Source organism: Pedobacter sp. N36a, from assembly GCF_014472395.1.
GTDB lineage: Bacteria > Bacteroidota > Bacteroidia > Sphingobacteriales > Sphingobacteriaceae > Pedobacter.
On sequence record NZ_JACSZW010000018.1, the window covers coordinates 1 to 26,205 of the forward strand.

The 26,205-nt window shown below is 40.2% G+C and carries 19 protein-coding genes; 5 read left to right on the top strand and 14 right to left on the bottom strand.

The genetic code is table 11. The features are described 5' to 3' along the window. Positions 1-149: 149 nt before the first annotated feature. Both H9X96_RS21630 and H9X96_RS21635 read right to left on the bottom strand, forming a co-directional pair. Positions 150-1,547, bottom strand: coding sequence for an FAD-binding oxidoreductase (locus H9X96_RS21630; RefSeq protein ID WP_187668286.1), 1,398 nt, complete (start codon positions 1,545-1,547; stop codon positions 150-152). Between the two features lie 44 nt (positions 1,548-1,591). After that, positions 1,592-1,969, bottom strand: coding sequence for a dihydroneopterin aldolase (locus tag H9X96_RS21635; RefSeq protein WP_187668287.1), 378 nt, complete (start codon positions 1,967-1,969; stop codon positions 1,592-1,594). A gap of 138 nt (positions 1,970-2,107) precedes the next feature. Between H9X96_RS21635 and H9X96_RS21640 the strand changes: the two genes are divergently transcribed. Together H9X96_RS21640 and H9X96_RS21645 are read left to right on the top strand one after the other, a co-directional pair. Then, on the top strand, positions 2,108-3,298 hold the full coding sequence (locus tag H9X96_RS21640; protein ID WP_187668288.1) for an acyl-CoA dehydrogenase family protein: 1,191 nt from the start codon (positions 2,108-2,110) through the stop codon (positions 3,296-3,298). An 86-nt stretch (positions 3,299-3,384) separates the two neighbouring features. After that, positions 3,385-3,768, top strand: coding sequence for an SRPBCC domain-containing protein (locus H9X96_RS21645; RefSeq protein WP_187668289.1), 384 nt, complete (start codon positions 3,385-3,387; stop codon positions 3,766-3,768). Between the two features lie 118 nt (positions 3,769-3,886). On the opposite strand, the gene lysA is transcribed toward H9X96_RS21645, so the two are convergent. Together lysA and H9X96_RS21655 are read right to left on the bottom strand one after the other, a co-directional pair. After that, complete coding sequence (gene lysA, locus H9X96_RS21650) at positions 3,887-5,044, bottom strand: diaminopimelate decarboxylase (RefSeq protein WP_187668290.1); 1,158 nt, start codon at positions 5,042-5,044, stop codon at positions 3,887-3,889. Between the two features lie 186 nt (positions 5,045-5,230). After that, complete coding sequence (locus H9X96_RS21655; RefSeq protein ID WP_187668291.1) at positions 5,231-6,544, bottom strand: aspartate kinase; 1,314 nt, start codon at positions 6,542-6,544, stop codon at positions 5,231-5,233. Positions 6,545-6,745: 201 nt separating this feature from the next. On the opposite strand from H9X96_RS21655, the gene H9X96_RS21660 reads away from it, so the two are divergent. Then, on the top strand, positions 6,746-8,479 hold the full coding sequence (locus tag H9X96_RS21660) for a phospho-sugar mutase (RefSeq protein WP_187668292.1): 1,734 nt from the start codon (positions 6,746-6,748) through the stop codon (positions 8,477-8,479). Positions 8,480-8,488: 9 nt separating this feature from the next. Here H9X96_RS21660 and H9X96_RS21665 read toward each other — a convergent pair whose 3' ends face one another. The 6 genes from H9X96_RS21665 to H9X96_RS21690 all read right to left on the bottom strand — a co-directional run bounded on the left by H9X96_RS21665 (position 8,489) and on the right by H9X96_RS21690 (position 14,139). Then, on the bottom strand, positions 8,489-9,502 hold the full coding sequence (locus H9X96_RS21665) for a LacI family DNA-binding transcriptional regulator (RefSeq protein ID WP_187668293.1): 1,014 nt from the start codon (positions 9,500-9,502) through the stop codon (positions 8,489-8,491). A gap of 31 nt (positions 9,503-9,533) precedes the next feature. Further along, positions 9,534-9,971, bottom strand: coding sequence for a response regulator (locus H9X96_RS21670; protein ID WP_187668294.1), 438 nt, complete (start codon positions 9,969-9,971; stop codon positions 9,534-9,536). A 3-nt stretch (positions 9,972-9,974) separates the two neighbouring features. Beyond that, on the bottom strand, positions 9,975-11,054 hold the full coding sequence (locus H9X96_RS21675; RefSeq protein ID WP_187668295.1) for an ATP-binding protein: 1,080 nt from the start codon (positions 11,052-11,054) through the stop codon (positions 9,975-9,977). A 192-nt stretch (positions 11,055-11,246) separates the two neighbouring features. Beyond that, positions 11,247-12,497: a glutamate-5-semialdehyde dehydrogenase gene (locus H9X96_RS21680; protein ID WP_187668296.1), complete on the bottom strand. Its 1,251-nt coding sequence runs from the start codon at positions 12,495-12,497 to the stop codon at positions 11,247-11,249. A gap of 6 nt (positions 12,498-12,503) precedes the next feature. Beyond that, positions 12,504-13,538 (bottom strand): glutamate 5-kinase, encoded by a 1,035-nt coding sequence (gene proB / locus H9X96_RS21685; RefSeq protein WP_187668297.1) that lies wholly within the window; start codon positions 13,536-13,538, stop codon positions 12,504-12,506. Positions 13,539-13,725: 187 nt separating this feature from the next. Next, positions 13,726-14,139 carry an OsmC family protein gene (locus tag H9X96_RS21690; RefSeq protein WP_187668298.1) on the bottom strand — a complete coding sequence of 138 codons (414 nt, stop codon included), beginning with the start codon at positions 14,137-14,139 and terminating at the stop codon, positions 13,726-13,728. Positions 14,140-14,314: 175 nt separating this feature from the next. On the opposite strand from H9X96_RS21690, the gene H9X96_RS21695 reads away from it, so the two are divergent. Further along, positions 14,315-14,836, top strand: coding sequence for a GNAT family N-acetyltransferase (locus H9X96_RS21695; RefSeq protein WP_187668299.1), 522 nt, complete (start codon positions 14,315-14,317; stop codon positions 14,834-14,836). A 179-nt stretch (positions 14,837-15,015) separates the two neighbouring features. Here H9X96_RS21695 and H9X96_RS21700 read toward each other — a convergent pair whose 3' ends face one another. From H9X96_RS21700 to H9X96_RS21710, 3 genes are all read right to left on the bottom strand, one after another. After that, the gene (locus tag H9X96_RS21700; RefSeq protein WP_255431205.1) at positions 15,016-17,457 is read right to left on the bottom strand and encodes an AsmA family protein; all 2,442 of its coding nucleotides are present in this window, start codon (positions 17,455-17,457) and stop codon (positions 15,016-15,018) included. Positions 17,458-17,585: 128 nt separating this feature from the next. After that, complete coding sequence (locus H9X96_RS21705; RefSeq protein WP_187668300.1) at positions 17,586-18,632, bottom strand: NAD(P)-dependent alcohol dehydrogenase; 1,047 nt, start codon at positions 18,630-18,632, stop codon at positions 17,586-17,588. Positions 18,633-18,685: 53 nt separating this feature from the next. Then, positions 18,686-21,958, bottom strand: coding sequence for a TonB-dependent receptor (locus H9X96_RS21710; RefSeq protein ID WP_187668301.1), 3,273 nt, complete (start codon positions 21,956-21,958; stop codon positions 18,686-18,688). A gap of 558 nt (positions 21,959-22,516) precedes the next feature. Between H9X96_RS21710 and H9X96_RS21715 the strand changes: the two genes are divergently transcribed. Continuing rightward, positions 22,517-24,172, top strand: a complete 1,656-nt coding sequence (locus H9X96_RS21715; RefSeq protein ID WP_187668302.1) for an RICIN domain-containing protein — start codon at positions 22,517-22,519, stop codon at positions 24,170-24,172. A 108-nt stretch (positions 24,173-24,280) separates the two neighbouring features. Here the strand turns inward: H9X96_RS21715 and H9X96_RS21720 are convergent, their stop codons facing one another. Further along, complete coding sequence (locus H9X96_RS21720; RefSeq protein ID WP_187668303.1) at positions 24,281-25,786, bottom strand: malate:quinone oxidoreductase; 1,506 nt, start codon at positions 25,784-25,786, stop codon at positions 24,281-24,283. Between the last annotated feature and the right edge of the window lie 419 nt (positions 25,787-26,205).

Consider the following 26,205-nt stretch of genomic DNA (forward strand, 5'->3'; position numbering starts at 1 on the left):
GAACCACCTAAGCTGGAACCCAATACCAGCATACAAGGGATTCTTTTTTGAATAATCCTTAAAATGCGATTATTTCAATCCATCCTAAGCCTTTTTACAAAAACATTAAACGTTTAGGACACTATTGATCAATAACCTCCAGTTGATCCTTAAAAGATCTTTCCCGGGTTTAGAATCCCCGCAGGATCAAATACCTTTTTAATCCCCCTCATTAAATTCAGGTGGATTTCTGAATACTTAATCGACATAAAGTCTTTCTGCACCAATCCGATCCCATGTTCACCAGAAATCGTCCCACCTAAAGCAGTCGTCAATTCAAAAATCTCCACAATACCATCTTTCAGCTTAGTATGCCAATCTTCATCACTCATTCCGGCTTTAATGATGTTCACATGTAGATTTCCATCACCAGCATGGCCGTAACATACACTTTCGAAACCATACCTGGAACCGATCTCTTTGATACCATTGATCAATTTCGGCAAGGCTGCACGAGGAACCACCGTATCTTCTTCTTTATAGATAGAATTAGATTTCACCGATTCCGGCATCACCCTTCTCATGCGCCACAATTCTTCTTTTTGCTGAGCAGTATCAGCAAACAGCACATCCGTACAACCAAACTGCTCTAATACCGCATTCACCTTTTCACAATCCTTGAAAATGCTGTCCATATCATTACCATCAAATTCAATCAAAAGAAAAGCATTGATGCCATCGTTAAGGTCAAACTTGATCTGATCGAATTCAATCACCCATTCCACTCCTTTTCGCTCCATGAACTCTAACGCAGAAGGGATCACTTCTGCACGGAAAATAGCAGATACTGCAGCACATGCCTGTTCATTTTCAGCAAAAGAAGCCAGCATCAGCACATTGTTTTCTGATCTCGGGATCAACTTGGTGACGATCTTAGTTACCACCGCCAAAGTTCCCTCTGAACCAATCATTAACTGTGTCAGGTTATAGCCAGAAGCATATTTAAGTGTATTTGCTCCTGTCCAGATAATTTCACCATTAGGTAAAACCACTTCCAGGTTTAATATATATTCTCTGATCGTACCATATTTGACAACTCTTGGTCCGCCCGAACCATGAGCCACATTGCCACCTATAAAACAAGAACCTTTACTCGATGGATCAATCGGATAAAGCAAACCTTTCTCCCCCACAGCATCCATAAATTCCTGCGTAATCACGCCTGGCTCTACAATGGCCTGTAAATTCTCTGTATCAATATCTATGATTTTTTTAAAGCGCTCCATGGATAACAATACGCCGCCAAAAACTGGCAAGGCAGCGCCACTTAAGCCTGTCCCCCCCCCTCTAGGGGTAACAGGAACCAAATATTGATGGCAAATTTTCAGCAAGGCGGATACAGATTCCGTATCCCTAGGTTTCACCACTACTTCCGGATAATACTTTAAATCTTCGGTCTCATCATGACAATAAATACTCAAAGTTTCTTCATCAGTAAAAACACTGTCTGCACCAACAGCAACTTTAATCAAATCTACCAGCTCGACAGTAATTTTAGTAAATTCCATGATTATAGGTTAAGGATTTTTAAGAAAAAAATAGATAAATTAAATTATTGAGCTGCTTCATAGCTCAATTCCACAAAAGAATGGCCAATTTCACCAGGCATAGGAGGATTCATTTTCCGAATTCCTACTTTCCCTGTACGCACAAATGGATAAGTATCAATCACGCGATCTAAAATTCTTCGCACCACGGTCTCCAGCATTTTTTGTGTATTTGCCATTTCTTCCAGCAAAATAGTGTTCAATACTTCATAATTCACCGTATGATTCAAATTCTCTGTATCACCCGTATGGACAAAAGTAACCACAACATCTACCATGAAATAAATCCCAGTTAACTGCTCTTCAGGATAATACCCGTGAAAAGCATGACATTTTACATCTCTTAACGCAACTGTTTGAATATAGCTTTTAGCATTGCTCATTTAACAAAAATAAATCTTTGAACGGTTATTACTAGCCATTCCTTTAAATTATTAAATCATTCCTCGAAATCATTAACTTTGAAATAAGCCTGATTAAAAAATCAGCTGAGAAACAAAAGACCAAATATCTCCTAACTTATGAGTAAATCTGCAAAAAAAGACCTCTACGAAGCTCCTGACTATTATCAGTTAGATGAATTACTAAGTGACGAACATAAGCTGATCCGTTCTTCCGCTAGAGATTGGGTGAAAAAAGAAGTCAGCCCGATCATCGAAGATTATGCACAAAGAGCAGAATTCCCGAAACATCTGATTAAAGGCTTAGGAGAAATAGGCGCTTTTGGCCCAACGATTCCTGTGGAATATGGTGGCGCAGGTTTAGATTATATCGCCTACGGGATATTAATGCAGGAAATTGAACGTGGAGACTCTGGAATCAGGTCTACCGCCTCCGTGCAAGGCTCATTGGTCATGTATCCAATCTTTGCTTATGGCACAGAGGAACAACGTAAAAAATACTTACCAAAATTGGCAACAGGCGAATTAATGGGCTGCTTTGGACTCACAGAACCAGATCATGGCTCTAATCCTGGTGGAATGGTGACCAATATCAAAGATAAAGGAGATCATTACCTGTTAAACGGTGCAAAAATGTGGATTTCTAATGCCCCCTTTGCTGACATTGCGGTGGTTTGGGCAAAAGATGAGTCCGGCAAAATCAGAGGTCTGGTTGTAGAACGCGGTATGGAAGGTTTTACCACTCCAGAAACCCATAACAAATGGAGTTTAAGGGCTTCTGCAACTGGAGAGCTGGTATTCGACAATGTGAAGGTTCCTAAAGAAAATATCTTCCCTGACATTACTGGATTAAAAGGACCATTAGGCTGCTTAAATCAGGCGCGCTACGGCATTGCATGGGGAGCATTAGGCGCTGCTATGGATTGCTATGATACCGCATTGCGTTATTCAAAAGAACGCGTACAATTTGGCAAGCCTATCGGCGGATTCCAGTTGCAGCAGAAAAAACTAGCAGAAATGGTCACCGAGATTACCAAAGCTCAACTTCTAGTGTGGCGTTTAGGTGTACTTAAAAGCGAGAACCGAGCCACGGCAGAACAGATTTCCATGGCCAAAAGAAACAGTGTAGAAATCGCATTGGAGATTGCCAGAAATGCGCGTCAGATGCTGGGAGGAATGGGAATTACCGGCGAATACTCGATCATGAGACACATGATGAACCTGGAATCCGTGGTTACCTACGAAGGAACTCATGACATCCATCTCCTCATTACCGGAATGGATGTAACGGGAATAAATGCCTTCAAATAGTAGGAATTATTCTATAAACTGATTTTAAACCGCATAAAAGGACGATTTTCCTTGCTTATTTGGATATATTTGCATTTTAACAGCGCATGAAGACATTTAAAAAATATTACCAGCTGCCTGCACCTCCTGAAGAAGTGTATTTAGCAATGACAAAAGCACAAAGTATCCAACTCTGGACTGGCGCAGAAGTAGAATTCACAGAAGAACCAGGCACAGAATTTTCTTTCTGGGATGGCGATATCGTAGGTAAAAACCTGGAATTCGAACCCGGCAAAAAACTAGTTCAGCAATGGTATTTCGGAGAAGACAACGAGCCCTCTATCGTGACCATTAAATTCCATGAAGATAAAAAAGGAACTTCTCTTGAGTTCGTGCAGACGAATATTCCTGATGAAGACTATGATGATTTCACTGCTGGATTAACAGAATATTACTTTGGAGGCCTGATCGACTTTTTCGAAGAAGACTAGGCATAAAACAGAACTGGAAGCGCATCCTGAATAACCGCAGGAAAGCCCATAAAAAAAGCTTGTTGAAACCATGGAATCTCCAGCGTTTCAACAAGCTTTTTTAATATATAAAGATAACTTATGCTTCTGTATCGTAAACAGAAACGATGTTTTCTCTTAAATTGTAATGCGAAGCCATTACCTCTCCATAGGCACCTGTACTACGTAAAGCGATCAAATCCCCACGGAAAGTTTCCGGAAGCTCTACTTCTTTACCAAAACAATCGGTGCTCTCACAGATTGGCCCTACTACATCATATTTTACGGCATCTGCAACATCAAGCTTAGAGATGTTCTCAATTTTATGGTAAGCCTGATATAAAGCAGGTCTCATCAATTCTGTCATTCCAGCATCTAAAATGATGAAGTTCTTTTTCTTTCCATTTTTCACATACAGCACTCTGCTAATCAATGAAGCGGATTGTCCAACTAATGCTCTTCCCAATTCGAAATGAACCTCCTGGTTAGACCGAACCTCTAAAAATTCCTGGAACACTTTAAAGTAAGCTGCGAAATCAGGAATCTGCTGCTCTGGATTGTGGTAATCAATACCCAAACCACCACCAACATTCAATACTTTCACAATAAATCCGCGCGCTTCAAACCAGGCAGCGAATTCATTTACCCTAACACATAGGTTTTTATAAACGTCTAAATTGGTGATCTGCGAACCAATATGGAAATGCACCCCAATAAATTCAAGGCTTGCACTCTCCTTCAAGGTATCCACACAAGCAGGTAAATCCCATGAATTTACACCAAATTTATTCTCATCTAATCCTGTGGTGATGTTATGATGCGTGTGTGCATCTACGTTTGGGTTGATACGAATGGCTACTCTTGCTACTTTCCCTTTCTTACCAGCCAGTTCATTGATCACTTCCAATTCCTGGATAGACTCTACATTGAAGCAGAAAATATCCTGGTCTAAAGCCTCATTGATTTCTCTGTCTGACTTTCCAACACCTGCAAACACCACTTGTTTCTGATCAAAGCCTACTTCAATCGCCTTACTCACTTCGCCGCCGCTTACACAGTCGGCCCCAAAACCTACTGCCTTAATTCTTTGTAAAACAGCAGGATTGAAATTTGCTTTCATAGCATAGTGCACATGAAAATTATATACCTTTGCCGCCGCTGCACAATCATTTAATGTATTTTGCAGCAGGTTAAGGTCGTAATAATAAAAGGGTGTTTCTAAATTCGCGAAACGTGCTATATCTTTTTCGGAAAACATAATGTTCAAGTATCTGATTATATTTTTTATTGTTGTTCTGAGTTTTATTTATTTCGGCAATTACGTCGATTTCAAGAACAACAGATTGAGTAGAAACGAGTACGATAGAAGAGTTAAACTCTTTATCCTACTCGTTGTAATTCTTGTTGCCGCTATGATCTGGCTAAGAAAGAGATAAACCCTCTCCTATTCAAATAAACGGTTGTGTAAGCTTTTTAAGGCTTCCGTCTTATCATCAGTATTGATCAATAAAGAGATGTTGTAATTGCTACCTCCGTAAGAGATCATTCTGATTGGAATGTGTTTGATAGAATCTAAAACTCTTGATGCGAAACCATGCGTCTGCGCGCTGAAATCACCAACTACACAAACAATACTTTGGTTCTTATCAATTTCTACTGAACCGAAAGCATGAAGTTCTTCTACAATTTTATCCAGGTTATCGGTAAAATCAATGGTTAAGGAAACCGCTACTTCAGAAGTAGTGATCATATCAATTGGTGTTTTATAACGTTCAAAGATTTCAAAAACTCTTCTTAAGAAACCATAAGCCAATAGCATACGGCTGGAATGAATTTTAATTGCAGTGATGCCATCTTTAGCTGCGATCGACTTGATCTTTCCTTTTTCACTTTCCGCAGAGATTAAAGTACCGGCAGCAGTAGGCTCCATGGTATTCAATAACCTTACTGGAATTTTATATTTCTGTGCAGGGAATACCGACTGTGGGTGTAAAATCTTTGCACCAAAATAAGCAAGCTCCGCAGCTTCGTCAAAAGAAAGGTGAGAAATTGGTTTGGTACCTTTAACAATCCTAGGATCATTGTTGTGCATCCCGTCGATATCTGTCCAGATCTGAACTTCTTCTGCAAGGATGGCAGCGCCGATTAAAGAAGCGGTATAATCACTTCCACCACGACGCAAGTTATCTACCTCACCAAAGCTATTTCTACAGATAAAACCTTGAGTGATGAACAATTTATTTCCTTTATGCTGGTCCAATAAAGGCGTTAAATGCTTCGTGCTATACGGAACATCCGGCTCATTATCTTCATCAGTTTTCATGAAATCCAATGCTGGAAGCAATACCGATGGTACGCCGATAGATTTCAGGTAAATATGGTATAAAGTGGTCGACAGTAGTTCTCCTTGTGCCAGCACTACTTTTTCTTCAATTGGGGTGAAAATATCATTCACTAAAGAAGCCAGGAAACCAAAATGGTACTCCACTACTTCTTGTCCTTGTTCGCGAAACTCTCCTTCAGGTAACAGTTCAATAATGAACTCATTATATTTCTGGTGCAATGCGTTAATTAAGCTTAACGCCACCTGTTTATCCTCCTTTAAAAGTTTGCCTGAAATTTCCACTAAACTATTGGTTGTACCAGACACGGCTGATAGGACCACAATTTGCTCTTCAGCCGGATTAATAATATCCAGCAACTTTTTCATGCGCTCAGGGCTTCCTACGGAAGTTCCTCCAAACTTTAATATCTTCATTTAATTGAGGTAAGAATTTTATTTTTTGATAAATTGGCTATATACTTGTATAGTGGCCGTGAAATTAAAAAAATCGGCGATAATAAACGCTAAATACACAAAATAAAATTTGGAATTCTACATTTTAATCGTATTCTCACAAAACAAGCTGAAAGATTAAACGTTTATTCCTGCAAGAGTTAAAAAGACAGACACAATCATATGCAATTAGAAGCAGCAACCCTAAGTACCATCAATCAATGGCTTAACGGCAATTACGACAGTAAAACGAAAGAAGAAATCCAACAGCTATTAGATAAAGAAGCTTTTACTGAGCTGACCGACTCTTTTTATAGAAGTTTGGAGTTTGGAACAGGAGGCCTTCGCGGCATCATGGGTGCCGGTTCTAACAGAATCAACAAGTACACCATTGGAACAGCCACACAAGGGCTTTGCAATTACCTGAACAATAAATACCCAAATGAAAAAATCAAAGTAGCCATTGCACACGATAGCCGCAATAACTCTGATTATTTCGCTGGAATCACTGCAGATGTGTTCACGGCAAATGGTATCCATGTGTATTTCTTCAAAGCATTGAGACCAACACCAGAGCTTTCCTTCGCAATCAGAGAATTGGGCTGCAAAAGTGGCGTGATGCTTACCGCATCGCATAACCCTAAAGAATATAACGGATACAAAGCTTATGGCGCAGACGGTGGACAGTTTACCTCCCCTGACGACACCATGGTGATGGATGAAGTAGCCAAAATCAAAAATATTGATGAGGTGAAATTTGACCGCATCGAAAGTAACTTTGAACTGATCGGAGAAGAAATTGATCAGTTATACCTGGATAAAATCACTGAATTATCAGTTTCACCTGAAGCCATTGCACGTCAGAAAGACCTTAAAATCGTCTTCTCTCCTATTCATGGTACAGGAATTACCTTAGTGCCTCAAGCATTGGCGCAATTCGGTTTCACCAACTTAACACTTGTTGAAGAACAAAGCACACCAGATGGTAATTTCCCAACTGTGGTTTATCCGAACCCAGAAGAAAAAGAAGCATTAACTTTAGCCCTTAAAAAAGCGGAAGAAATTGATGCAGACCTTGTTCTGGCAACAGATCCGGATGCAGACAGAGTAGGTATCGCGGTAAAAAACAACGACGGGCAATTCGTATTGCTAAACGGTAATCAAACTGGTAGTCTTTTGATCAATTATCTATTGAGTGCATGGGAAGAAAAAGGAAAACTTACCGGTGATCAATACATCGTTAAAACAATCGTAACGACTAACATCATCGAAGAAATCGCTAAAAAGAAAAACGTAACCTTCTACAATACCTTAACCGGATTTAAATTCATCGGACAACTGATGACCAGCCTTCAAGGTAAGAAAACCTTTATCGGTGGCGGTGAAGAAAGTTATGGTTACCTGATCGGCGAATTGGTGAGAGATAAAGATGCAGTAGTTTCCTGTGCTTTCATCGCTGAGATGACCGCTTTCTACAAAGATAAAGGCAGCAGCTTATACAATGCCATGTTAGACATGTATGTAGAATACGGTTTGTACAAAGAAGAGCTGGTATCCATCACTAAAAAAGGAAAAACTGGTGCAGAAGAAATTAAAGCGATGATGGAGAAATTCAGAAGTAACCCACCAGCAACACTTGGAGGTGCTAAAGTCGCTTTATTAAAGGATTACGAACTGGGATTTGAAACTAACCTGATTACCGGTGAGAAAACGAAATTGGACTTCCCTAAATCGGATGTACTGCAGTTTATCACAGCAGATGGCAGCATTGTTTCCGCAAGACCATCAGGAACTGAGCCTAAGATTAAATTCTATTGCAGCGTAAATACCGCTTTAAAAGACAAAGCAAGCTTTAAAGAAACTGACGCCCTACTTGGCGACAAGATTAAAGCAGTCATGAAAGATTTAGAGGCTTAAGCCTCTAAATCATCTTTCTATAAATTTAGTAGGTAATATCACCTTACTTCTTTCAGTTTGGGGTAATGATCTATCCGCAGAAAGTTCCTGGAGAATAATGTCAATAATCTTTTCAGCGATTTGTTCTATGGGTTGATCAACCACACTGATAGGAGGTGTATGGATCTTGAAAACATCCTGATCATCATAAGCAACAATCATAAAACCATCATCAATAGGTTTCTTAATCTTCTTTAGGAAAAACAAACCTCTTACTGCAAGGTAGTTGGTAGAGAAAAATACGGCGTCAATTTTAGGGTTTTCTTCAAACAAAGCCTTTAAACGCTCATTGGTATCTTCTTCTGTGCTATCGAAAGGAATTCTGACCAAGGTTTGCTCATTTACAGGAATGCCATGGTCTTTCAATGCCTGCTCATATCCTAAATAACGATTATTGATCTGATCAACATCCACATCTACGGTTACGAAAGCAATGTTCTTTCTTCCTTTCTTGATCAGAAATTCCGCGGCAGAATAACCACCTTTAAAGTTGTCTACAACCACGTAATTCACATCAAGATCCGAAAGATTTCTATCGAAAATGACTACCGGTATCTTATCTTCCAATAACTGTTTGATGTCCTCTTCAATCCCGGGAACCGGTGCTATGATATAAGCATCCACCTTTCTTGATTTAAACATCTCAATTAAGTCCCTTGCTTTTGCCGGATCATTCTCTGTACTGGAATAGGTGATTTTATAGCCTTTTTTATAGGCTTTATCTTCGATAAGTCTGGCTATAGCCGAGAAAAATGGATTGGAAATATCTTCTACAATCAAACCGATAGTTTTGGTATTCCCTGTCCGCAGACTTCTTGCGATCTGATTTGGTTTAAAGCCCAGCTCAACAATGATCCCTTCTACGCGCTTGATCACCTCCTTGCTGATGCGCATCTTTTCGGCTTTGCCATTTAAGATAAAGGAGACTGTGGTGATGGATACTTCTGCTTTTTTTGCAATATCCTTAATAGATGGAGGTTTCATTCGTAATATAATTTACAGGCAATCTAGAGAATTAATTGTTAATCTCCTCAAAATATTTACCTGCAATTTTAACAAAGGCGTCTTCATTTAAAGGTTTATGTAAGTAATTCCTAATTTCTTCATTGGCGGAAGCCATCAATTCGTCGTCAGGATTCAAAGAAGTAGTCAGCATCACGACGATCGTTTTCGATTTATGCGCGACATCTATTTTCCGATATTCTTCCATAAAATCCCAGCCACTCATACCAGGCATATTGATGTCTAGAAAGATTATACCAGGCCTCAGCATATCCACATCATTCTCATATATCCCTGAAAAGGTCAAATAATCAAGCGCTTCCCTCGCTGAGGTAATCGCCTTAATATCTACTTCAATATTGGTATTCTGAACTATTTTTCGATGGATATAATTAGTAGGAATGTCATCATCAACAAGTAACACACAATTAAGACCCTTAAATTTTTTCATCCTTTATTTATCATTTTTAAGGCTAAAACAAAACGTACTACCTTCATTCAAGGCAGATTTTACAAAAATTTCCCCACCATGGAGTTCCACAATCTTTTTACAGTGCGAAAGTCCAATTCCATGGCCTGGGTAAGCTTCCTTACTATTTAAACGCTGAAAAATTAAAAAGATCTTATCCTTATACCGCTCCTCTATCCCGATTCCATTGTCTTTAAACTCGAAGTTCCAATGCTGATCTTCATAAGCAGCGGTCACCTGAATTTTCAATATACCTTCTTTTTTTCTGAATTTTAATGCATTGCTGAATAAACGCCTGAAAAGTTGCTTAAGCGCCTTTTCATAAGCAGGAACACGCGGTAAATTGTCATAACTGACTTCCAGATTTTCACAGTCGACCTCCAGCCTAAGCGCTCCTATTTCTTCTGAAAACTCCTCCTGCAAGGTGGCCATTAAATCATTGCAATCCACCAATTCCTTTGCCTCATGAGTCCCTAAACGAGCATAATCTAATACCCCTTTGATCAGGTGTTTCATTTTCTCTGTGGATTCCGCAATGTAATCCAGATATAAGGAACCGTTTTCATCAAACTGCTCCCCGTATTCCTTTTTCAATAAACCGACAAAGTTTTTGACGGTCAGCAAAGGCTCTTGCAAATCATGAGAGGCAATATAAACGAACTGTTCCAGTTCTTTATTTCTAAATTCCAGCACCCTTGCGTATTCCTTTAATGCTTTTTCAGCATTCAGCTTATCAGTCAGGTCTCTGGTAAATTTAGAAAAGCCAATCACCTCATTCTCCTCATCATAAACTGCGGTAATGGTAACATGTGCCCAGAATTGCTCCCCATTCTTCTTGATGCGCCAACCCCGATGATGCGCTTTACCATTCAGTACCGCCTCTTCCAGCAAATGGTCAGGGATTTTATTGGCCTGAGCTTCTTCGGTATAAAATGACCTGAAATCCATTCCCAACATCTCTTCAGCAGTATATCCTTTGATCAACTCCGATCCTTTATTCCAGCTCCTGACGAACCCATGCTGATCAAGAAATAAAATCGCATAGTCCTCGATTTCCCCCAACATTTTTAAAAGTAAGGGTTGAGGTTGACTCAAATTGTTCTGCATGGAAAAGGTAGTAGTTTTCCAAAACAATATTCAAAAGTCAAGCCATGCTAAAACTACCCGTATAAACACCTATAGGATTCAATTTTTTGCAGAAATGAGAAAAATTATTGTCCTTCTTTTTTCCCAAAGAGGGAATTGGGGAACTCAAAGTTAATTCCTTATTTGTCCATCCCCCTTAACGATCCACTTTTCGGTGACCAATTTTTCCAATGCAAAAGGTCCTCTGGCATGAAGCTTCTGCGTCGAAATTCCTATTTCCGCACCCAATCCGAACATCTGTCCATCAGTAAAGCGCGTAGAAGCATTCCAGTAAACTACAGCCGCATCTACCTCTTCCAAAAACTGTTCCGCTTCTGCCGCATTTTCCGTGACAATCGCTTCAGAATGCTTCGAAGAATATTCGGAGATATGGGCTAAAGCCTCTTGTATATTTTCCAGGACCTTAACAGAACACTTATAATCAAGAAATTCTCTTCCGAAATCTTCAATGGTAGCGGGTACCAAATTCGGGTAATTCAGCTCCTTCAAAAGTTTATAAGCATGGTCATCGGCAAAGATTTCTACCTGATGATCAGCCAGTAAGGGGCCTAACAGCGCTAAAAAGTCAGCAGCAACCCTTTGATCCACCAATACAGTATCCAATGCATTGCAGACAGAAGGACGGGAAACCTTGGCATTCTGAACAATTTCAGCCGCTGTAAGCAGCTTTGCAGAGGCAGCAACATAAGTATGGCACACCCCTGCTCCGGTCTCAATAACCGGTACTAGGGCGTTTTTACGCACAAAAGAAATCAGCTCATTGGAACCACGTGGAATAATGACATCAATATATTTTTCTGCCTTAAGGATTTCCAGGATATATTTCCTGTCCGCTGGCAATTGCTGCACAATATTTTTATCTAACCCTAATTCCAGTAAAACTCCCTGAATTAAGAAAACTAAAAAGAGATTGGTATGAAAAGCATCCTGTCCGCCGCGAAGCAAACAAACATTTCCCGATCTGATGCATAAAGAAGCCACATCAATGGTTACATTGGGCCTGGACTCATAAATGACACCCACTACGCCTAAGGCTACTGTTTTCTTTTGAATCAGCAAACCATTCTCCATTTGTTTACTGGAAATCAATTGATTGGTCGGATCTGCTAATCCCGCAACATCCTTTAAACTATTAGCCAGGCCTGAAATCCGATCGGCATTTAAGAATAACCGATCCTTTTTAGGATCGGCATCTGACATTTTAACCAAATCTTTTAAGTTTTCTTCGATAATCTGAGTAGAATTATCCAAAATTACCGCTGCCAAACGATGGAGCAACATCTGCTTTCCTTCATCACTTAAAGAAGCGATGGAATTCCTGGCTTTCTTAGCATTGATTAACTGATTTTGTATAGCTTCCATGTTTGTTTATAAGATAACGATGTCACTGGCGTTGGCAATTTCCAGATTGTGTTGTTTTAAATTACTTTCAATAGTTTCGGAGGAAGCTTTAGCCCTTGCAACGCCAACGATGTTCATTTGAGCATCAACCAGCTCGAATATCTCTCCATTTGCAAAGGGAGCGATCACAGCAGTCACACCTACAGCTAATAAACTTTTACGTGCTCTAATCGCTTCACAAGCACCCTCATCCACCATTAACCTGCCGGTTACCAGACTTCCACTGGCCAGCCATTTATTTCTTGCAGGTATAGCGCAATTTTTAGGCGCACATACAGTACCTGTTTTCTCTGCTACTGCATCCAGAATCCCATTTGGGGTTCTAATTCCAAATATGACCACTTTAATCCCCATGGAAGAGGCCAAATGGGCAAAAGTAAGCTTGGACACCATCCCTCCCAATCCAAGATCAGAATTTTTCTTATCAGCAAGAGAAAACACCTCGTTATTGATGGAATCTATTTTCTCCACTACTTTTCCGTCTTTATCCAATACACCAGGAACGGAAGTCCCCAGCAAGATCAGAGATGCGCCAAAGCCTACGCCCAGCAGGGTGGCCAACTCATCATTATCAGAAAATCTCAATTCCAGATCACTCACTACATCATTTTCATTTGCAATTGGAATGACCCCATTTTTCCATAGCTCTTCATAGGTTTCTTTGAGTTGTAAAAACTGTGTTCTATTAGAGAAATGACGACGCTCACAAAGACTCTGAGCCATCTGAATACCATAGGGGTAAAAATGTTTTGAATAGGTATTTAACAATATGGGGTTCCCGATAGCCGCAGCAGCTTTCCTTTCGGAGATTTTCCCTTTGTAGTTCTTAATGTATTGCTTTCCCGCAGCCACAGCACCGGAAGAAACCAGAATCAATCTGTGTCCCTTCGCCAGTTGGGCAACCTGTGCTGCAACATCAGCAATCACACCCTCATCCAACTCCCCTTTTGGAGTAGTAATGGAGGCAGTACCTAATTTCAAAACAAGTATCGGCTTATTCATTTCTATTGAATTTGATGTTGAAAGTCCTAAAATAGAAATTTTACCTTATTTTTCTCATCAAACACTTTATTTTCAGTCGGTTTAACGCGGATATTTCAAAATAAAACCGATTGAAACTAAAAAACTGCTGAAAGTAATCCAATTACTTTCAGCAGTTTTTGCTTTTATAGGACAGACAGCCACATTATCAAGATACTAAGCTCGCATCCAAAGTAATTTCCAAATTGTAAGCTTTACTTACCGGGCAATTTGCTTTTGCTCCCTTTGCAATTTCCTGAAACTGTTCTTCAGTTATCCCAGGAACTCTTGCTTTTAAAACTAAATGAGAGCTCGAGATCACACCATTGTCTAGCGAAATCGTAGCCTTAGTTTCTAAATTCTCAGACTTAAAACCTGCTTCTGTTAAGTCAAGACTTAATTTCATCGTAAAACAGCCTGCATGTGCCGCCGCCATCAGCTCTTCCGGATTCGTACCAATTCCATCGGCAAATCTGCTGTTAAAAGAGTACTGCGTCTGATCTAATACTTTGCTATCTGTGCTCAGGTGACCAGCACCTGCTTTGATTGTGCCACTCCAAACGGCTGTTGCATTACGTTTCATAGTTTATTGTTTTATGGGGTTTGTAAGTTTAAATCATTTAGTTGCTATGGAATTTATCCATTTAACCTGGCTTTCAATTGTACTTCTGTAATCTGTGTGGGTAAAATAATTAGATCTGTACCCATTGCGGTTAGAATAAAATTACGACTTTTAGGGTTAATTCAATTTAAGTAAAATGTTAAAAGACGTTACCATTATTCCTTCCAACCCAAACGATATTGATCGCATTTTTGAACTTTACGATAATGCAATCGCTTATCAAAAGACTGTATTCAAGAAACACTGGCAAGGATTTGAACGCAGTTTAATTGAAAGAGAGATTCAGGAAGGCAGACAATGGAAAATCATCATCGAGGGACAAACCGCCTGCATTTTTGCCATCGACTTTAACGATCCGCTCATCTGGAAAGAAAAAGATGCTGATCCTTCCATCTATATCCACCGCATCGTGACGAATCCAGCATTCAGAGGTTCTCATTTTGTGAACATCATCATCGAATGGGCCAAAGAGTATGGTGCCAAAAAGGGAAAGAAATACATCAGGTTAGATACCTGGGGTGATAATCCGAAACTCATCGCTTATTACGAAAGATGCGGGTTCAATTACCTGGGAAACATTGTTCCAGAAGCCTCAAAAATATTGCCTAAGCATTATGAGAATATTGTATTGGCCATATTTGAAATCGAGATTGATTGATCCCGAAAGAATCTTTCTGCCATTATGCGGATCAATCACCTAAAAATAAGTGCCAACTGGCAGCTGAGTTCCTCCTTCCAGCACTGTCATCTGCTGACTTTTCTCTACCACTCATCCATTGTCCGAGGCAAAAATCCCCCATAATCAACAGTGGCTCTATCCTCGATCATGAATAGAGCCTAATTATCTTTATTCCGGTTTTTATTCAGCTTGATTTTAATCTTGCCATCTTCCCCATCGGTTGCCAGTAAATGAAGTACAATCCCCTTCATTCTACGCTCCTGAATTTCCTTTTTATCAGTAATATCGGCGTCTTTTTTCGGATTCCTAAGCGGCACGTCTACCGCAATATTCGTCCCTTTCGACATCGAGTATACTCCAGATACATCCATATTCAGGAGACTAGTATTGATCTGCATTGGGGCAATTGTAATCAACGGCCCACGAACATCAAACTTACCATTCAGGTTACTAAAGGTAATATTGTCCAGATCTCTAAAAGGAAAAGCAAATTTACCCACACTTTTTACCGGTTCAAATTGCAGTAATGCCCCTTTTTTTAAGTCAAATACAATATTACCGCCTAAGGAATTGGTCACCAGTCTCCCCTGATCCGTAATCAAACCGCCAATCGTAGACTTAGAAAAAAGAAAACCTTTCAAGTTTTTAGAAGTCAGCGTAGTCATACCGAAATTATCAAAAGAATAAAAGAAGTTTTTAATGTCTACGTTGCTTAAGGTCGTATTGACCAAAAAACGATTCATATTTCCTTTTTGGGAGATAGTCCCATTTACTTTCATCGCACCTCCGCCATGCTTCACAGAAATATTTTTCATGCCGATACCGGCTTCAGAAAGAAACAGATCTGCGGTTACGTCCGTACCGATAAACTTATTATAATAGACCTTGGCTACCCTTAAATGCATATCTACCTTACTCTTCTCAAATAAATCATTCACATCTTCCGAGAAACTAGTATTTTTTGAAGACTTCTTCGCAGTTCTAGCTGGCTTTCTTGTTCCCAGGAAACCTATAAACTCTCCTAAATGTAACTGCGGACTTCTAATCTGCCAGTTCAACAAGATCTTCTCTGGATCATTATAATATAGATTCAGGAAATTACGAATCTGGCCATCCATCATGACGATACTTTTTCCACTCTGCAAACGAATATTCTTTATAAATAGATCATCCGTAGTAAAATTCAAGGACACCGCGGTATTCGTAAAATTCAACTTCCTTGGTACATAGCTGACATCCGCATTTACTACGTCAATTACACCCGTCACCAATGGCTTATGGAGTTTAAAGTCAACAATATCAGCCTTGTAAGCCAGCCTCACTGTTGCTGTTCCTTTCCCAAATCTTAGGGTTTCCGTTCCAATAGCTTTATTCAGCTTCGCAACCGCAAATTTCGACCTGAAAACCCCTGTAGCAATAGGTTTCTCCAAATCAAGAATCATCATCGTATCAATTGAAAAAGGCATTTCTGTATAGGAACCTTTAAAGCCATACAATTTAATCGCAGAATTCGGATCAGTTAAGCCTTTCCCCTTTTCATAATTATTCGTAAAAGTGCCTTTGAAATTACAGCTGTCAATGATGCCTCCTGGAGTTTTTAAAACATTGTCTTTTACAATCGCTGTCACATTAATTTCCGGATCACCACCTGGCCCCATGTCCCCGTTTAGGATACAACTGGCATCTATTGGTGTTTTCAAATCAAACATCAACAGCTTCTCCGTAATATTAGGCGCCAGCAGATTAGCCGCATCTTTCCATAGAATTGAAGGCGCTTTAATGTCAATCGTAAATACCGTATTCTCTTTTGAAGTGTCAAATTTGGCCCCAATAATAAAAGGATCTTTCCCGATGTTCAATTGATTAGGCGCTACCAGGATCATCCCTGTATCTTCATCATAATTGATCTTAAAAGGACCTTCTAATACTTTGTCTTTGATAAAACTCCCTCTTCTTGTATTAAAGGCCATGCTCTTTGCCAGCGTTTTCAGCTTTAAATTAGCCTCCCATCCTGAAAATGAATAGTCCATCTTTCCATCCAGATCCGCTACTTCAAAATGAAACAATTTATGGCCCTTTCTATTGTCAACAATGAAATTCACATTATTTAAGCTGAATTGTTTCAGTTGCGCATCTGTACTCGTCTTAGTCGAATCCGGCTTTTTTTTATCCTTTTTCCTAAAAACAGCCGTATTACTGTAGCCGGATGTATCTGTGAACAGGTCTATTTTAGCATTGTTGATGCCTATTTTCTTGATCTCAATAGTCCCTCTTAACAAGGCCATTGTATTTACAGAAACCTCAAAATCCTGTGCCTCTAATAAAGTATGTTGGTGTACTTTCCAAAGACTATCTTTTATCACCACATTTTTGAGGCTGATAGATACCCCTGGAAAGCCTTTAAAAAACGTAGGATCCATACTGCCAATGGTTAAAGATCCATTGAGGTTTTTATTTAATTGTTCTGTTATTGTGGCCAGCAGAGTCTTTTTATTTGCATTAACATACAAACCGAGTCCAACAAAAACGAGAGCAACAAGAGCAACTAAACCAATAAATATTCTAAGTGTAATTTTAGACCAGCGAGGCATTTTTTCCATGTGTAGAAAGCTAACGTTTTCAACTATCAAATTGTTTGGCACCAAACTGGTTTGCAGGACAATTACTACAATTTATAAAAAAACCCGGTAAGTCTAAACTTACCGGGTTCTAAAAAATGCTATAAAAATTAATCTAGAGTGGCCATATCAATAACAAATCGATAACGAACATCACCTTTCAGGGTACGCTCATACGCCTCATTGATCTGGTCCATGCTGATCATTTCCACATCAGAAGTGATCCCGTGTTCTGCACAGTAATCTAGCATTTCCTGTGTTTCCTTAATACCACCTACTAAAGAGCCTACCAAACTACGGCGGCCAAAGATCAGCTGTACTGCATGTACCTCCGAAGGAGTTGGAGGAACACCTAATAAGATCATCACCCCATTAGTGCGTAATAAAGCAAGGTATTCATTGTAATCATGCTCTGCAGAAACCGTATCAATGATAAAATCAAACGTATTCGCCAGATCTTTCATTGTTTCCTTTTCTGTAGTCAACGCAAAATGGTGCGCACCTAACTCTTCTGCATCTTTTGCTTTTCCTGGAGAGCGACTCAACATCGTCACCTCAGCACCCATCGAAGCAGCAAGTTTTACAGCCATGTGACCTAAACCACCCAAGCCAACTACAGCTAGTTTATGCCCTTTTTTAACGCCCCAATGTCTCAAAGGAGAATAAGTAGTGATCCCCGCACAAAGCAATGGCGCCACTTTTTCCAATGGCAGCTTATCTGAAACGCTCAGGACAAAGCCCTGTGTAACTACAATATGCGTCGAATAACCACCATAAGTGATCGTTTTTTTATCCTGCTCAAAAGAATTATAAGTCTGTGAATGTCCGTTTTCGCAATACTGCTCCTGATGGTCTTTACAGTTATTACAATGACCGCAAGAGTCTACAAAACAGCCTACACCTACGGTATCGCCTACTTTGAATTTACTGACATTAGCCCCTACGCGGCTCACTTTACCTACAATTTCATGGCCTGGAACGACAGGATACATGGTACCTCCCCATTCATTTCTTGCCGTATGAATATCTGAATGACACACCCCACTATATAAAATTTTGATTTCCACATCATCTGCACCCGGCTCCCGACGAGTTAATTGATAGGGTTCCAATGGTTTATCTGATTTATGAGCTGCGTATGCTTTTACTGAAGTCATATTTTTTGTGATTAGTTTATTTATAAATAACGAAACTACTAAAAATGTTTTAGCTAAAAACTATACCTCAATCCAAATTGCATCTGGAATCTGGAAGCAAAGAAATCTTTCGCATAGGTACTGGTATTACCAGCGTCATAAGTGTAGATCGGATAACTTGCTGGAGTTCCGGCAGTCACTGCTTTTAGTCCTACACTTGCCATAGAATTATAGGTGTTTGGAGAGAAGTATTGAACACCCCAATTTTTATTCAATAAGTTCGTTAAGTTCACAACGTCGTAAGTGAAAGTCAGCGTGTGTTTATGTCCGGCTGTTTCAGAAACGATCAGGTCCTGCGAAAATCTAAAATCTGCCTGTACATTCCATGGCGTACGTGCGCCGTTACGCTCTGTAAACAATCCTCTTCTGGTTTTCAAATAACGATCGCCGTCGATAAAGGCATCAAATGCAGCAGCCTGCTGAATCCCATCCGGTGTTTTCGCGAAAAACTGCGGTGTCTCTCCAGCTTTTGGAACGTAGACTAAACTCACATTCTGTCCCGTACCATTGATCGTCGTATTCAGGAATCCATAAGAATATGGCGAACCGGACTGCGCGCTGAAGAATAAGGAGAAGTTGGCTGTATATCTATTACGGCTATCCCAGACATGTTTAAAATTAACGGTAGATACGATACGGTTGCGGATGTCAAAATTAGAATAAGCAAGTCCTGGATTATTAGGATTTAAAGCCTGATTCAGCTGCCAATTGGACTCCATTGAATTTCTGATCCCATTGGTGATGTCTTTCGATTGTCCGTAAGTATATGCTGCCATGACATCCAATCCAAAAGGAAAGGACTTGCTCACTTGTCCGGTTATACTATATCTATACCCCTGACTGGTATTCGACAGCAAATACGCATTGCTATATAAAGGGTTGATTTTATTATTGCTCGTCGGATAAATAGGCTGCTGATGTTCCGTATCATAGATATTATAGGTTGGATTATCCGTATAATTCACCTGTTGAAACTTCAGATCATGAATTACTTTCGTAAAGATCCCCTCCACTGTAAACTTCCAGAAGTCATCTGTTTTATAATCAAAAGCTAAGCTCGATCTCCACGTTTTAGGCATTTTGAAATTGTTATCAATCAGATCGACTTGCGTTGCGCCATTGGCATTATTCACATTTACGCCTTGTTTGGCCACATAACCTGCCTCTCCATTCCCATTCAAAGCATCTTTAATCGGATCAGATCCTACAGCAGGTTTAACGAGTGGTTTTGCAGGGTCGTAATTGTACTTTTGATCGTAAGCACCGAAAGTCACGCCATTATTATAATAGGCATAGCCTAACCAGGCGAATGGAACCCTTCCGGTAAACAATCCACTTCCTCCTCTTAAGATCATTTTTTGATCTCCGTTGAGGTCATAATTGAAGTCAATTCTTGGCGATACCTGAACTTGTCCGAGGTAATCATTTTTGATGTCTTTTGGTTTCGTATAGGTAAAACTGGTTCCATAATTAGGGTCTACTGGCCCATTGATGGTCTTATCGCTTAAAGGCTGTTTATTCGGCAAATCAGCAAGGTCTAACCTCAAACCATAGGTCAGCTTAAATCTGTCTGTAATTTGAAACTGATCTTCTCCATAAATACTGTACATATTCAGCTTAAATTCGGCAGGAGGATTGTCCATGATGTAATCCCTGCTGTTGTTCGTATAGTTGTAATTGGTACGTACCCGAGATGGCTGGTTTTTTAAAAAGTCGTCTACACTGCCATAAGCCACACGTCCGTTCCAGGCATTCACAAAACCATAGGTGATGTTATACAGCTCATTATGCGTACCAAATGTGATGGTGTGTTTTCCTTTTGTAAAGGTGAAGTTGTCCGTAAATTCAAAGGTCTTTTGCTTCATGTTGAAGATACTCGCTTCCCGGTCTGTGCCCAGAAAAATCGTTCCGCCACGAGAACTGATCTCAATCTGCGGTACTGCTGGGTTCCCTACTGGATCCCTAAAATCATGAATATTAGAATAGCCAATCACCAAACTATTGGAGGAACTATTAGAAAGTCTGCTTTTCAATTCCGCAACTGTAGAACTCTGGTTATTCGTCTGCTTGAAGTCGATGCCTGAGAACCTGAAATTGGCCTGGTCTCTTTCTAAATTCGTAGCCTCTGAGCGGATCGTATTGTTCCGGATCGTCAATTGGTTTTTATCCTCGATATTCCAGTCTAAACGGTTAAAAAACTTATTAGACTTGGAGTAGATATTGTAATTTCCAGCTGTACCTGGATCAATTCCATAGGTATTGATCATGTGATCTGTGATCGACTTGGCCTCATCAGAGGTGATCAACTTCATATCCGGTGATCCGGCACCTAAAATAACAGGATCTTGTCTTCTGGTGAGCTCCTCATTCGTAAAGAAGAATAGCTTGTCTTTGATAATAGGAAGCCCCAATCGAAAACCAGTCTGATAGTCATGAAAGGCGGAAGGTTCTTTGGCATTATCGCCGACTTTATTTCTGCCGATCAATGCCGCATTCCTACCGTATCCATATACCGATCCGCTCACATCATTGGTCCCAGAACGCGTTACCGCATTCACGCTGCCTCCTGTAAAGTTTCCGATTTTAACATCATAAGGCGCCAGTAATACCTGTACATCCTGTATGGCGTCCAGTGAAACCGGATTGGTCCGCGTACTGCTGCCGGGCATTCCTGAGCTCCCGCTTTGTCCGCCCAAAGAAGGACTGAACCCAATCGCATCATTGTTAATCGCACCGTCGATAGTGACGTTATTGTACCTGAAATTTGTTCCTACAAAGGAATTGTCTTTACTTCCCTGTGGGGTTAATCGTGTTAAATCTGTCAGGCTTCGGCTCACCGTAGGTAAAGTTTTAATTTGTTCTTCGCCAATTTTAGTGCCTGCCCCCACTTTTGCTCCACCCTTGGTACCCGATACGACCACTTCATTCAATTGCTGACCATCTTCGGGCAGTATAAAATCTAATCGCCGGTCTACACCCAGATTTAGCGTTATGGCAGATTGCTGCTGAGGCTGATAACCTACATAACTTACAGTCACTTGATATGGTCCCCCTGGACTGAGGTTATTCACCCGATATGCCCCATCTTTATCGGTTACCGCACCATACTTAGTACCAGTTGGCAGATGCAGGATAAGGACACTTGTCCCAGGAATCCCCATCCCTTTACTGTCACGAACCTTACCATTCATGCTGGAGGTAGTTACCTGAGCCTGAGCTCCAAACCCTACAAAAAAAAGGAACGTTACTGCCAGGTAAACAACAAAATTGCTGAATTCTTTTTTCATTTTCTAGGTTTATTTTTTTTATCAAAACTAGGCAGGCAGGATCACGTTAATATTAAATTAACATGAACATATAAGGGAGTTAACATGAAATTAAAACGAGATTAAAATGGGATTAAAATACTCATTTTCAGTAGTTAAACTCAAGGATTTGAAATCCAAAAAAGTGCTGAAAAGTCAAATTCAGCCTGGATAAAGAAGTTAATTTAATGTTATGATTAGGTTAAGGGTATCTAAATTTAAAATTTGATCTCCCTAACCATTAACTAAAGTTGTGGAAAACCGCCCTACTGAACCATGACCTTTATAGTAGATCACACAAACGTTTGCATAAGCTACGAAAAAGATAAAAAGCCATAAAACACCTTTCAAATTATAAATGATCTTCTAAAAGTATCATCATTTCCTGAGACAGGACTAAGAAAGCAAGCATACTTTTCCTACAATCCTTATCCAGAGCAAATCAGCTGACACAACCGTTTGCGCATCACTAAACCAGCTGATTATCAAACCTTTTTATGAACTTATAGAGCATTAAATTCATCTCTAAACCAAATCATTATGAAACTAACCAATCTCTTTAAAAAGCCGGTTTTACTGCTGTTTTGCCTATTTACCTGCCTGACCTCCTGTCAAAAGTCTTTGCTTACTGAAGGCATGGAAAAACAACAACGTACGCAGAATCAAACCCTGGCGCCTGCAGGAACGGAAAATGCGGCACCATCGCAGCACATTTTCTTCAATTTCCCTTCGGATGCTATTGCAAAAATCCACAAGATTAAGATTACCCAGTCCGCAAATGCGGAATATTTCTCCGTACACAATTACTCAGGCGGATACAATGGTTTGCAACAGACGCCAGACAATTCTTTTGGCACACCAAACATCCTGATTGCTTCCCACTGGGATCCTAATACTGCAGGAGGCGTGTTCTCCAGGGTAGCCTATACGGCACCAAACACCATCAGCAGCAGATTCGGTGGTGAAGGTGATGGTTACAAAACCATTAATCCCTATCAATGGGCGCTCAATACCTGGTACAATATTGCCATCAGATCTTGGAAACTTAATGGAGAGCTGTTTATCGGCACCTTCATTCAAAATATGAGTACCGGTACCTGGTTCCACACTTCTACCCTTGCCATTCCGGAGCAAACCACCTTTTTGGGCTCAGGAAATGATTCCTTTCTAGAAAACTGGACAGGCAGCAACCCTGCTTATAATGGCAGCTTCATCAGGAAAGCATTTTTCAAAGACTGCTGGAACTTAAGCACCACCAATGTATGGCAAAAACATACCAGCAGAAGTTTCAGTGCCAATGCTGGTGATGAAGGCAGAAATGGCATTTACGATCGTGCTTTTAATTCTGGATATGATGCAATGGAAGATGCTTATTTTATGGAACATGGAGGTACCGTACAGCCTGATGCCGCTTTTGGTACCGGCCGGACTTTAGCCCTTCCTGCACAAACCAATCAGGGCACTGCACCAGTGAATACTGTTGGAGAAACCCAGTCTGTCTCTGCAATTTATTCAGGAAATACAGTTTACATCAACTGGACCAATAATGCCGCAAAAACACCTCAGTTCTCTTCAAAGGTGGAATTACTGGATCCAAATGGAACAGTAGTCAATACAATTAATGAAGTACTTCCTCAAAAAAGAACAGCAACCTTCAGCAATGTAACGATGGGCAGCGGAACCTATACCGCAAGGGTAACCATTACAGATATTTTTAACCAGGTTGCTCCTGCAATCAGTTCAACACTGGTACCGGGAGATCCACCTGCGACCTGGTACAAACTGAAAAATGCCTCCAGCGGATTATACTTGTCTGTGGAAGGAAACAGCACATCAAATAGCGCCTATATTGTACAATCCATCAGCAGTGCAGGCGCAGAACAAAAATGGAAATTAAGCAGCCAAAATGGGGCCACTGTGCTCATCAATAGCAACAGCAATAAAGCCATAGACATTTCTGGGGGAACTCAAACGATTGGTTCCAATGTGATCCAATATACCATCAGTAATGCCATCAACCAGCAATGGAACCTGGTATCTGTTGGCACCAATAAATACGTCATTCAGAGTAACATGTCCAATCATTACATTCTGGACAATCCTGGCAGCAGCACTAATGGCCAAAGGCTAGTCTTGTATTCTATGAATGGAACTACTGGGACAGCCAATCAGCAATGGATCTTAGAAGCTCAATAAATCACCATTAAAAAAAATGGCTTTTAGTTTTTACACTAAAAGCCATTTTTATATTTAGAAAAATACGTCTGTATCTATATTCACCTAGGTCAGTATTTAAATCATTAACTATTCCGCTTCACGTAAATTTAAAGTCTTCGTGGTATTCGACCTGATTTCTTCCGTCATTTTCATGTTATTGCTCAGCGCGTGGCCATAAGAAGGAATCATGGCAGTCAGTTTTTTCTGCCATTCTTTGCTTTTCAATTGTTCTCCAAAGCAACGTTCCATTAAAGTAATCATAATAGATACCGCAGTAGATGCACCTGGTGAGGCTCCTAATAAAGCAGCAATAGAGCCATCGGCAGCGGTCACCACCTCTGTTCCAAACTCCAAAATACCACCATGCTCTTCATCTTTTTTGATCACCTGTACACGCTGACCAGCAGTTTCCAGTTCCCAATCTTCCATTTTGGCAGTTGGCAAATATTCTCTTAGAGCCGTCAAACGGTCTTCTGGAGATTGACGCACCTGATTGATTAAATATTTTGTAAGCGGTAAATTGTCCAGGCCGGCAGAAATCATCGGGCGGATATTATTTACTTTTATCGACATTGGAAGATCCATCAATGATCCATTTTTCAGGAATCTCGTAGAGAATCCTGCATAAGGACCGAAAAGTAATGCTTTTTTACCGTCGATCATTCGAGTATCCAGGTGAGGCACAGACATCGGCGGTGCGCCTACCGAAGCTTTACCATATACTTTAGCATCATGACTGGCGATCACATCTGGATTGATACATTTCAACCATTGTCCACTTACCGGGAAGCCACCAAAACCTTTACCTTCAGGAATATCCGATTTCTCTAGTAATGGCAATGAGCCACCACCAGCACCGATGAAAACAAATTTAGCTTTCACTACACGTTTATCACCCGTAGCTTCGTCTTTTACTTTCACTTCCCAAAGGCCATTCTTTTGCTTTAGTTTTTTCACATCATGAGAAAAATGCAGGCTCACGCCTTCCATCTTTTGAAGCGTATCGAACATCATTCTGGTTAATTCCCCAAAATTTACATCCGTTCCCATGGTCATTCTTGTTGCAGCTACTTTTTCTTTTGGATCGCGCTGATCCATCACTAAAGGCATCCACTTTTTCAATTGATCAGGATCCTCAGAATACTTCATTCCTTGGAAAAGAAGATTTTCCTGTAATCTGTCGAAACGTTCACGTAAAAACGCAACATTTTTCTCTCCCCACACAAAACTTATATGTGGAATGCTCTTAATAAATGTTTCGGGTGATCCTACGAGGTTATGATTAACCAGGAACGACCAAAACTGCTTGGATACTTCAAAAGATTCTGCAATAGCTACCGCTTTTCCAGTTTCTACTGAACCATCCGCTAATTGTGGCGTATAATTTAGCTCACAAAATGCAGAATGTCCGGTGCCGGCGTTGTTCCAGGCATCAGAACTCTCTGCCGCAGCAACATCCAGTCTTTCAAAAATTTCTATGGTGATATCCGGCTGCAGTTCTTTAAGTAATACACCCAATGTGGCGCTCATTATCCCTGCTCCAATCAATACAACATCCGCAGTTTTTTCCGAATTACTATTCTTACGAGTCATTTATTTGAATTTTTATGCAAAAATACAATACCTTATCAAATAATCCTTAAGAAAACAAGATGTTTTACGAATTATTTCCATCAATTTCCGAAAATCCAAAAAATAGCCTTGATAAATGAGGTAAAGAGCGAGGTAATACTCCCCATTTGTGGTTAAATTTTCATTTTCTCTAATTTTATTACCTAAATTGATAGGATGCTTTCTTTTACTACCCGATAATTCACACAAAGAAAACTCAGCATATTCACCACTTAGGCCTTCATTTGTTTGTCATTTTTAAATGACTTAGCAGGTATAATAAGGTCTAATTCTTTGATGAGGTGCTGAGCAATTGATTTTGTTCCTTCCCCGATTCCAGCACCTGACCAGGTTGCTGGCAGTTATTTAAAGCAAATTGCAGATCATAATCATCATCGCCT

Coding starts and splice junctions, on each gene's coding strand:
- H9X96_RS21630 (WP_187668286.1), bottom strand. CDS start 1,547: ATGGAATTTACTAAAATTACTGTCGAGCTGGTAGATTTGATTAAAGTT.
- H9X96_RS21635 (WP_187668287.1), bottom strand. CDS start 1,969: ATGAGCAATGCTAAAAGCTATATTCAAACAGTTGCGTTAAGAGATGTA.
- H9X96_RS21640 (WP_187668288.1), top strand. CDS start 2,108: ATGAGTAAATCTGCAAAAAAAGACCTCTACGAAGCTCCTGACTATTAT.
- H9X96_RS21645 (WP_187668289.1), top strand. CDS start 3,385: ATGAAGACATTTAAAAAATATTACCAGCTGCCTGCACCTCCTGAAGAA.
- lysA (WP_187668290.1), bottom strand. CDS start 5,044: ATGTTTTCCGAAAAAGATATAGCACGTTTCGCGAATTTAGAAACACCC.
- H9X96_RS21655 (WP_187668291.1), bottom strand. CDS start 6,544: ATGAAGATATTAAAGTTTGGAGGAACTTCCGTAGGAAGCCCTGAGCGC.
- H9X96_RS21660 (WP_187668292.1), top strand. CDS start 6,746: ATGCAATTAGAAGCAGCAACCCTAAGTACCATCAATCAATGGCTTAAC.
- H9X96_RS21665 (WP_187668293.1), bottom strand. CDS start 9,502: ATGAAACCTCCATCTATTAAGGATATTGCAAAAAAAGCAGAAGTATCC.
- H9X96_RS21670 (WP_187668294.1), bottom strand. CDS start 9,971: ATGAAAAAATTTAAGGGTCTTAATTGTGTGTTACTTGTTGATGATGAC.
- H9X96_RS21675 (WP_187668295.1), bottom strand. CDS start 11,054: ATGTTGGGGGAAATCGAGGACTATGCGATTTTATTTCTTGATCAGCAT.
- H9X96_RS21680 (WP_187668296.1), bottom strand. CDS start 12,497: ATGGAAGCTATACAAAATCAGTTAATCAATGCTAAGAAAGCCAGGAAT.
- proB (WP_187668297.1), bottom strand. CDS start 13,538: ATGAATAAGCCGATACTTGTTTTGAAATTAGGTACTGCCTCCATTACT.
- H9X96_RS21690 (WP_187668298.1), bottom strand. CDS start 14,139: ATGAAACGTAATGCAACAGCCGTTTGGAGTGGCACAATCAAAGCAGGT.
- H9X96_RS21695 (WP_187668299.1), top strand. CDS start 14,315: ATGTTAAAAGACGTTACCATTATTCCTTCCAACCCAAACGATATTGAT.
- H9X96_RS21700 (WP_255431205.1), bottom strand. CDS start 17,457: ATGGAAAAAATGCCTCGCTGGTCTAAAATTACACTTAGAATATTTATT.
- H9X96_RS21705 (WP_187668300.1), bottom strand. CDS start 18,632: ATGACTTCAGTAAAAGCATACGCAGCTCATAAATCAGATAAACCATTG.
- H9X96_RS21710 (WP_187668301.1), bottom strand. CDS start 21,958: ATGAAAAAAGAATTCAGCAATTTTGTTGTTTACCTGGCAGTAACGTTC.
- H9X96_RS21715 (WP_187668302.1), top strand. CDS start 22,517: ATGAAACTAACCAATCTCTTTAAAAAGCCGGTTTTACTGCTGTTTTGC.
- H9X96_RS21720 (WP_187668303.1), bottom strand. CDS start 25,786: ATGACTCGTAAGAATAGTAATTCGGAAAAAACTGCGGATGTTGTATTG.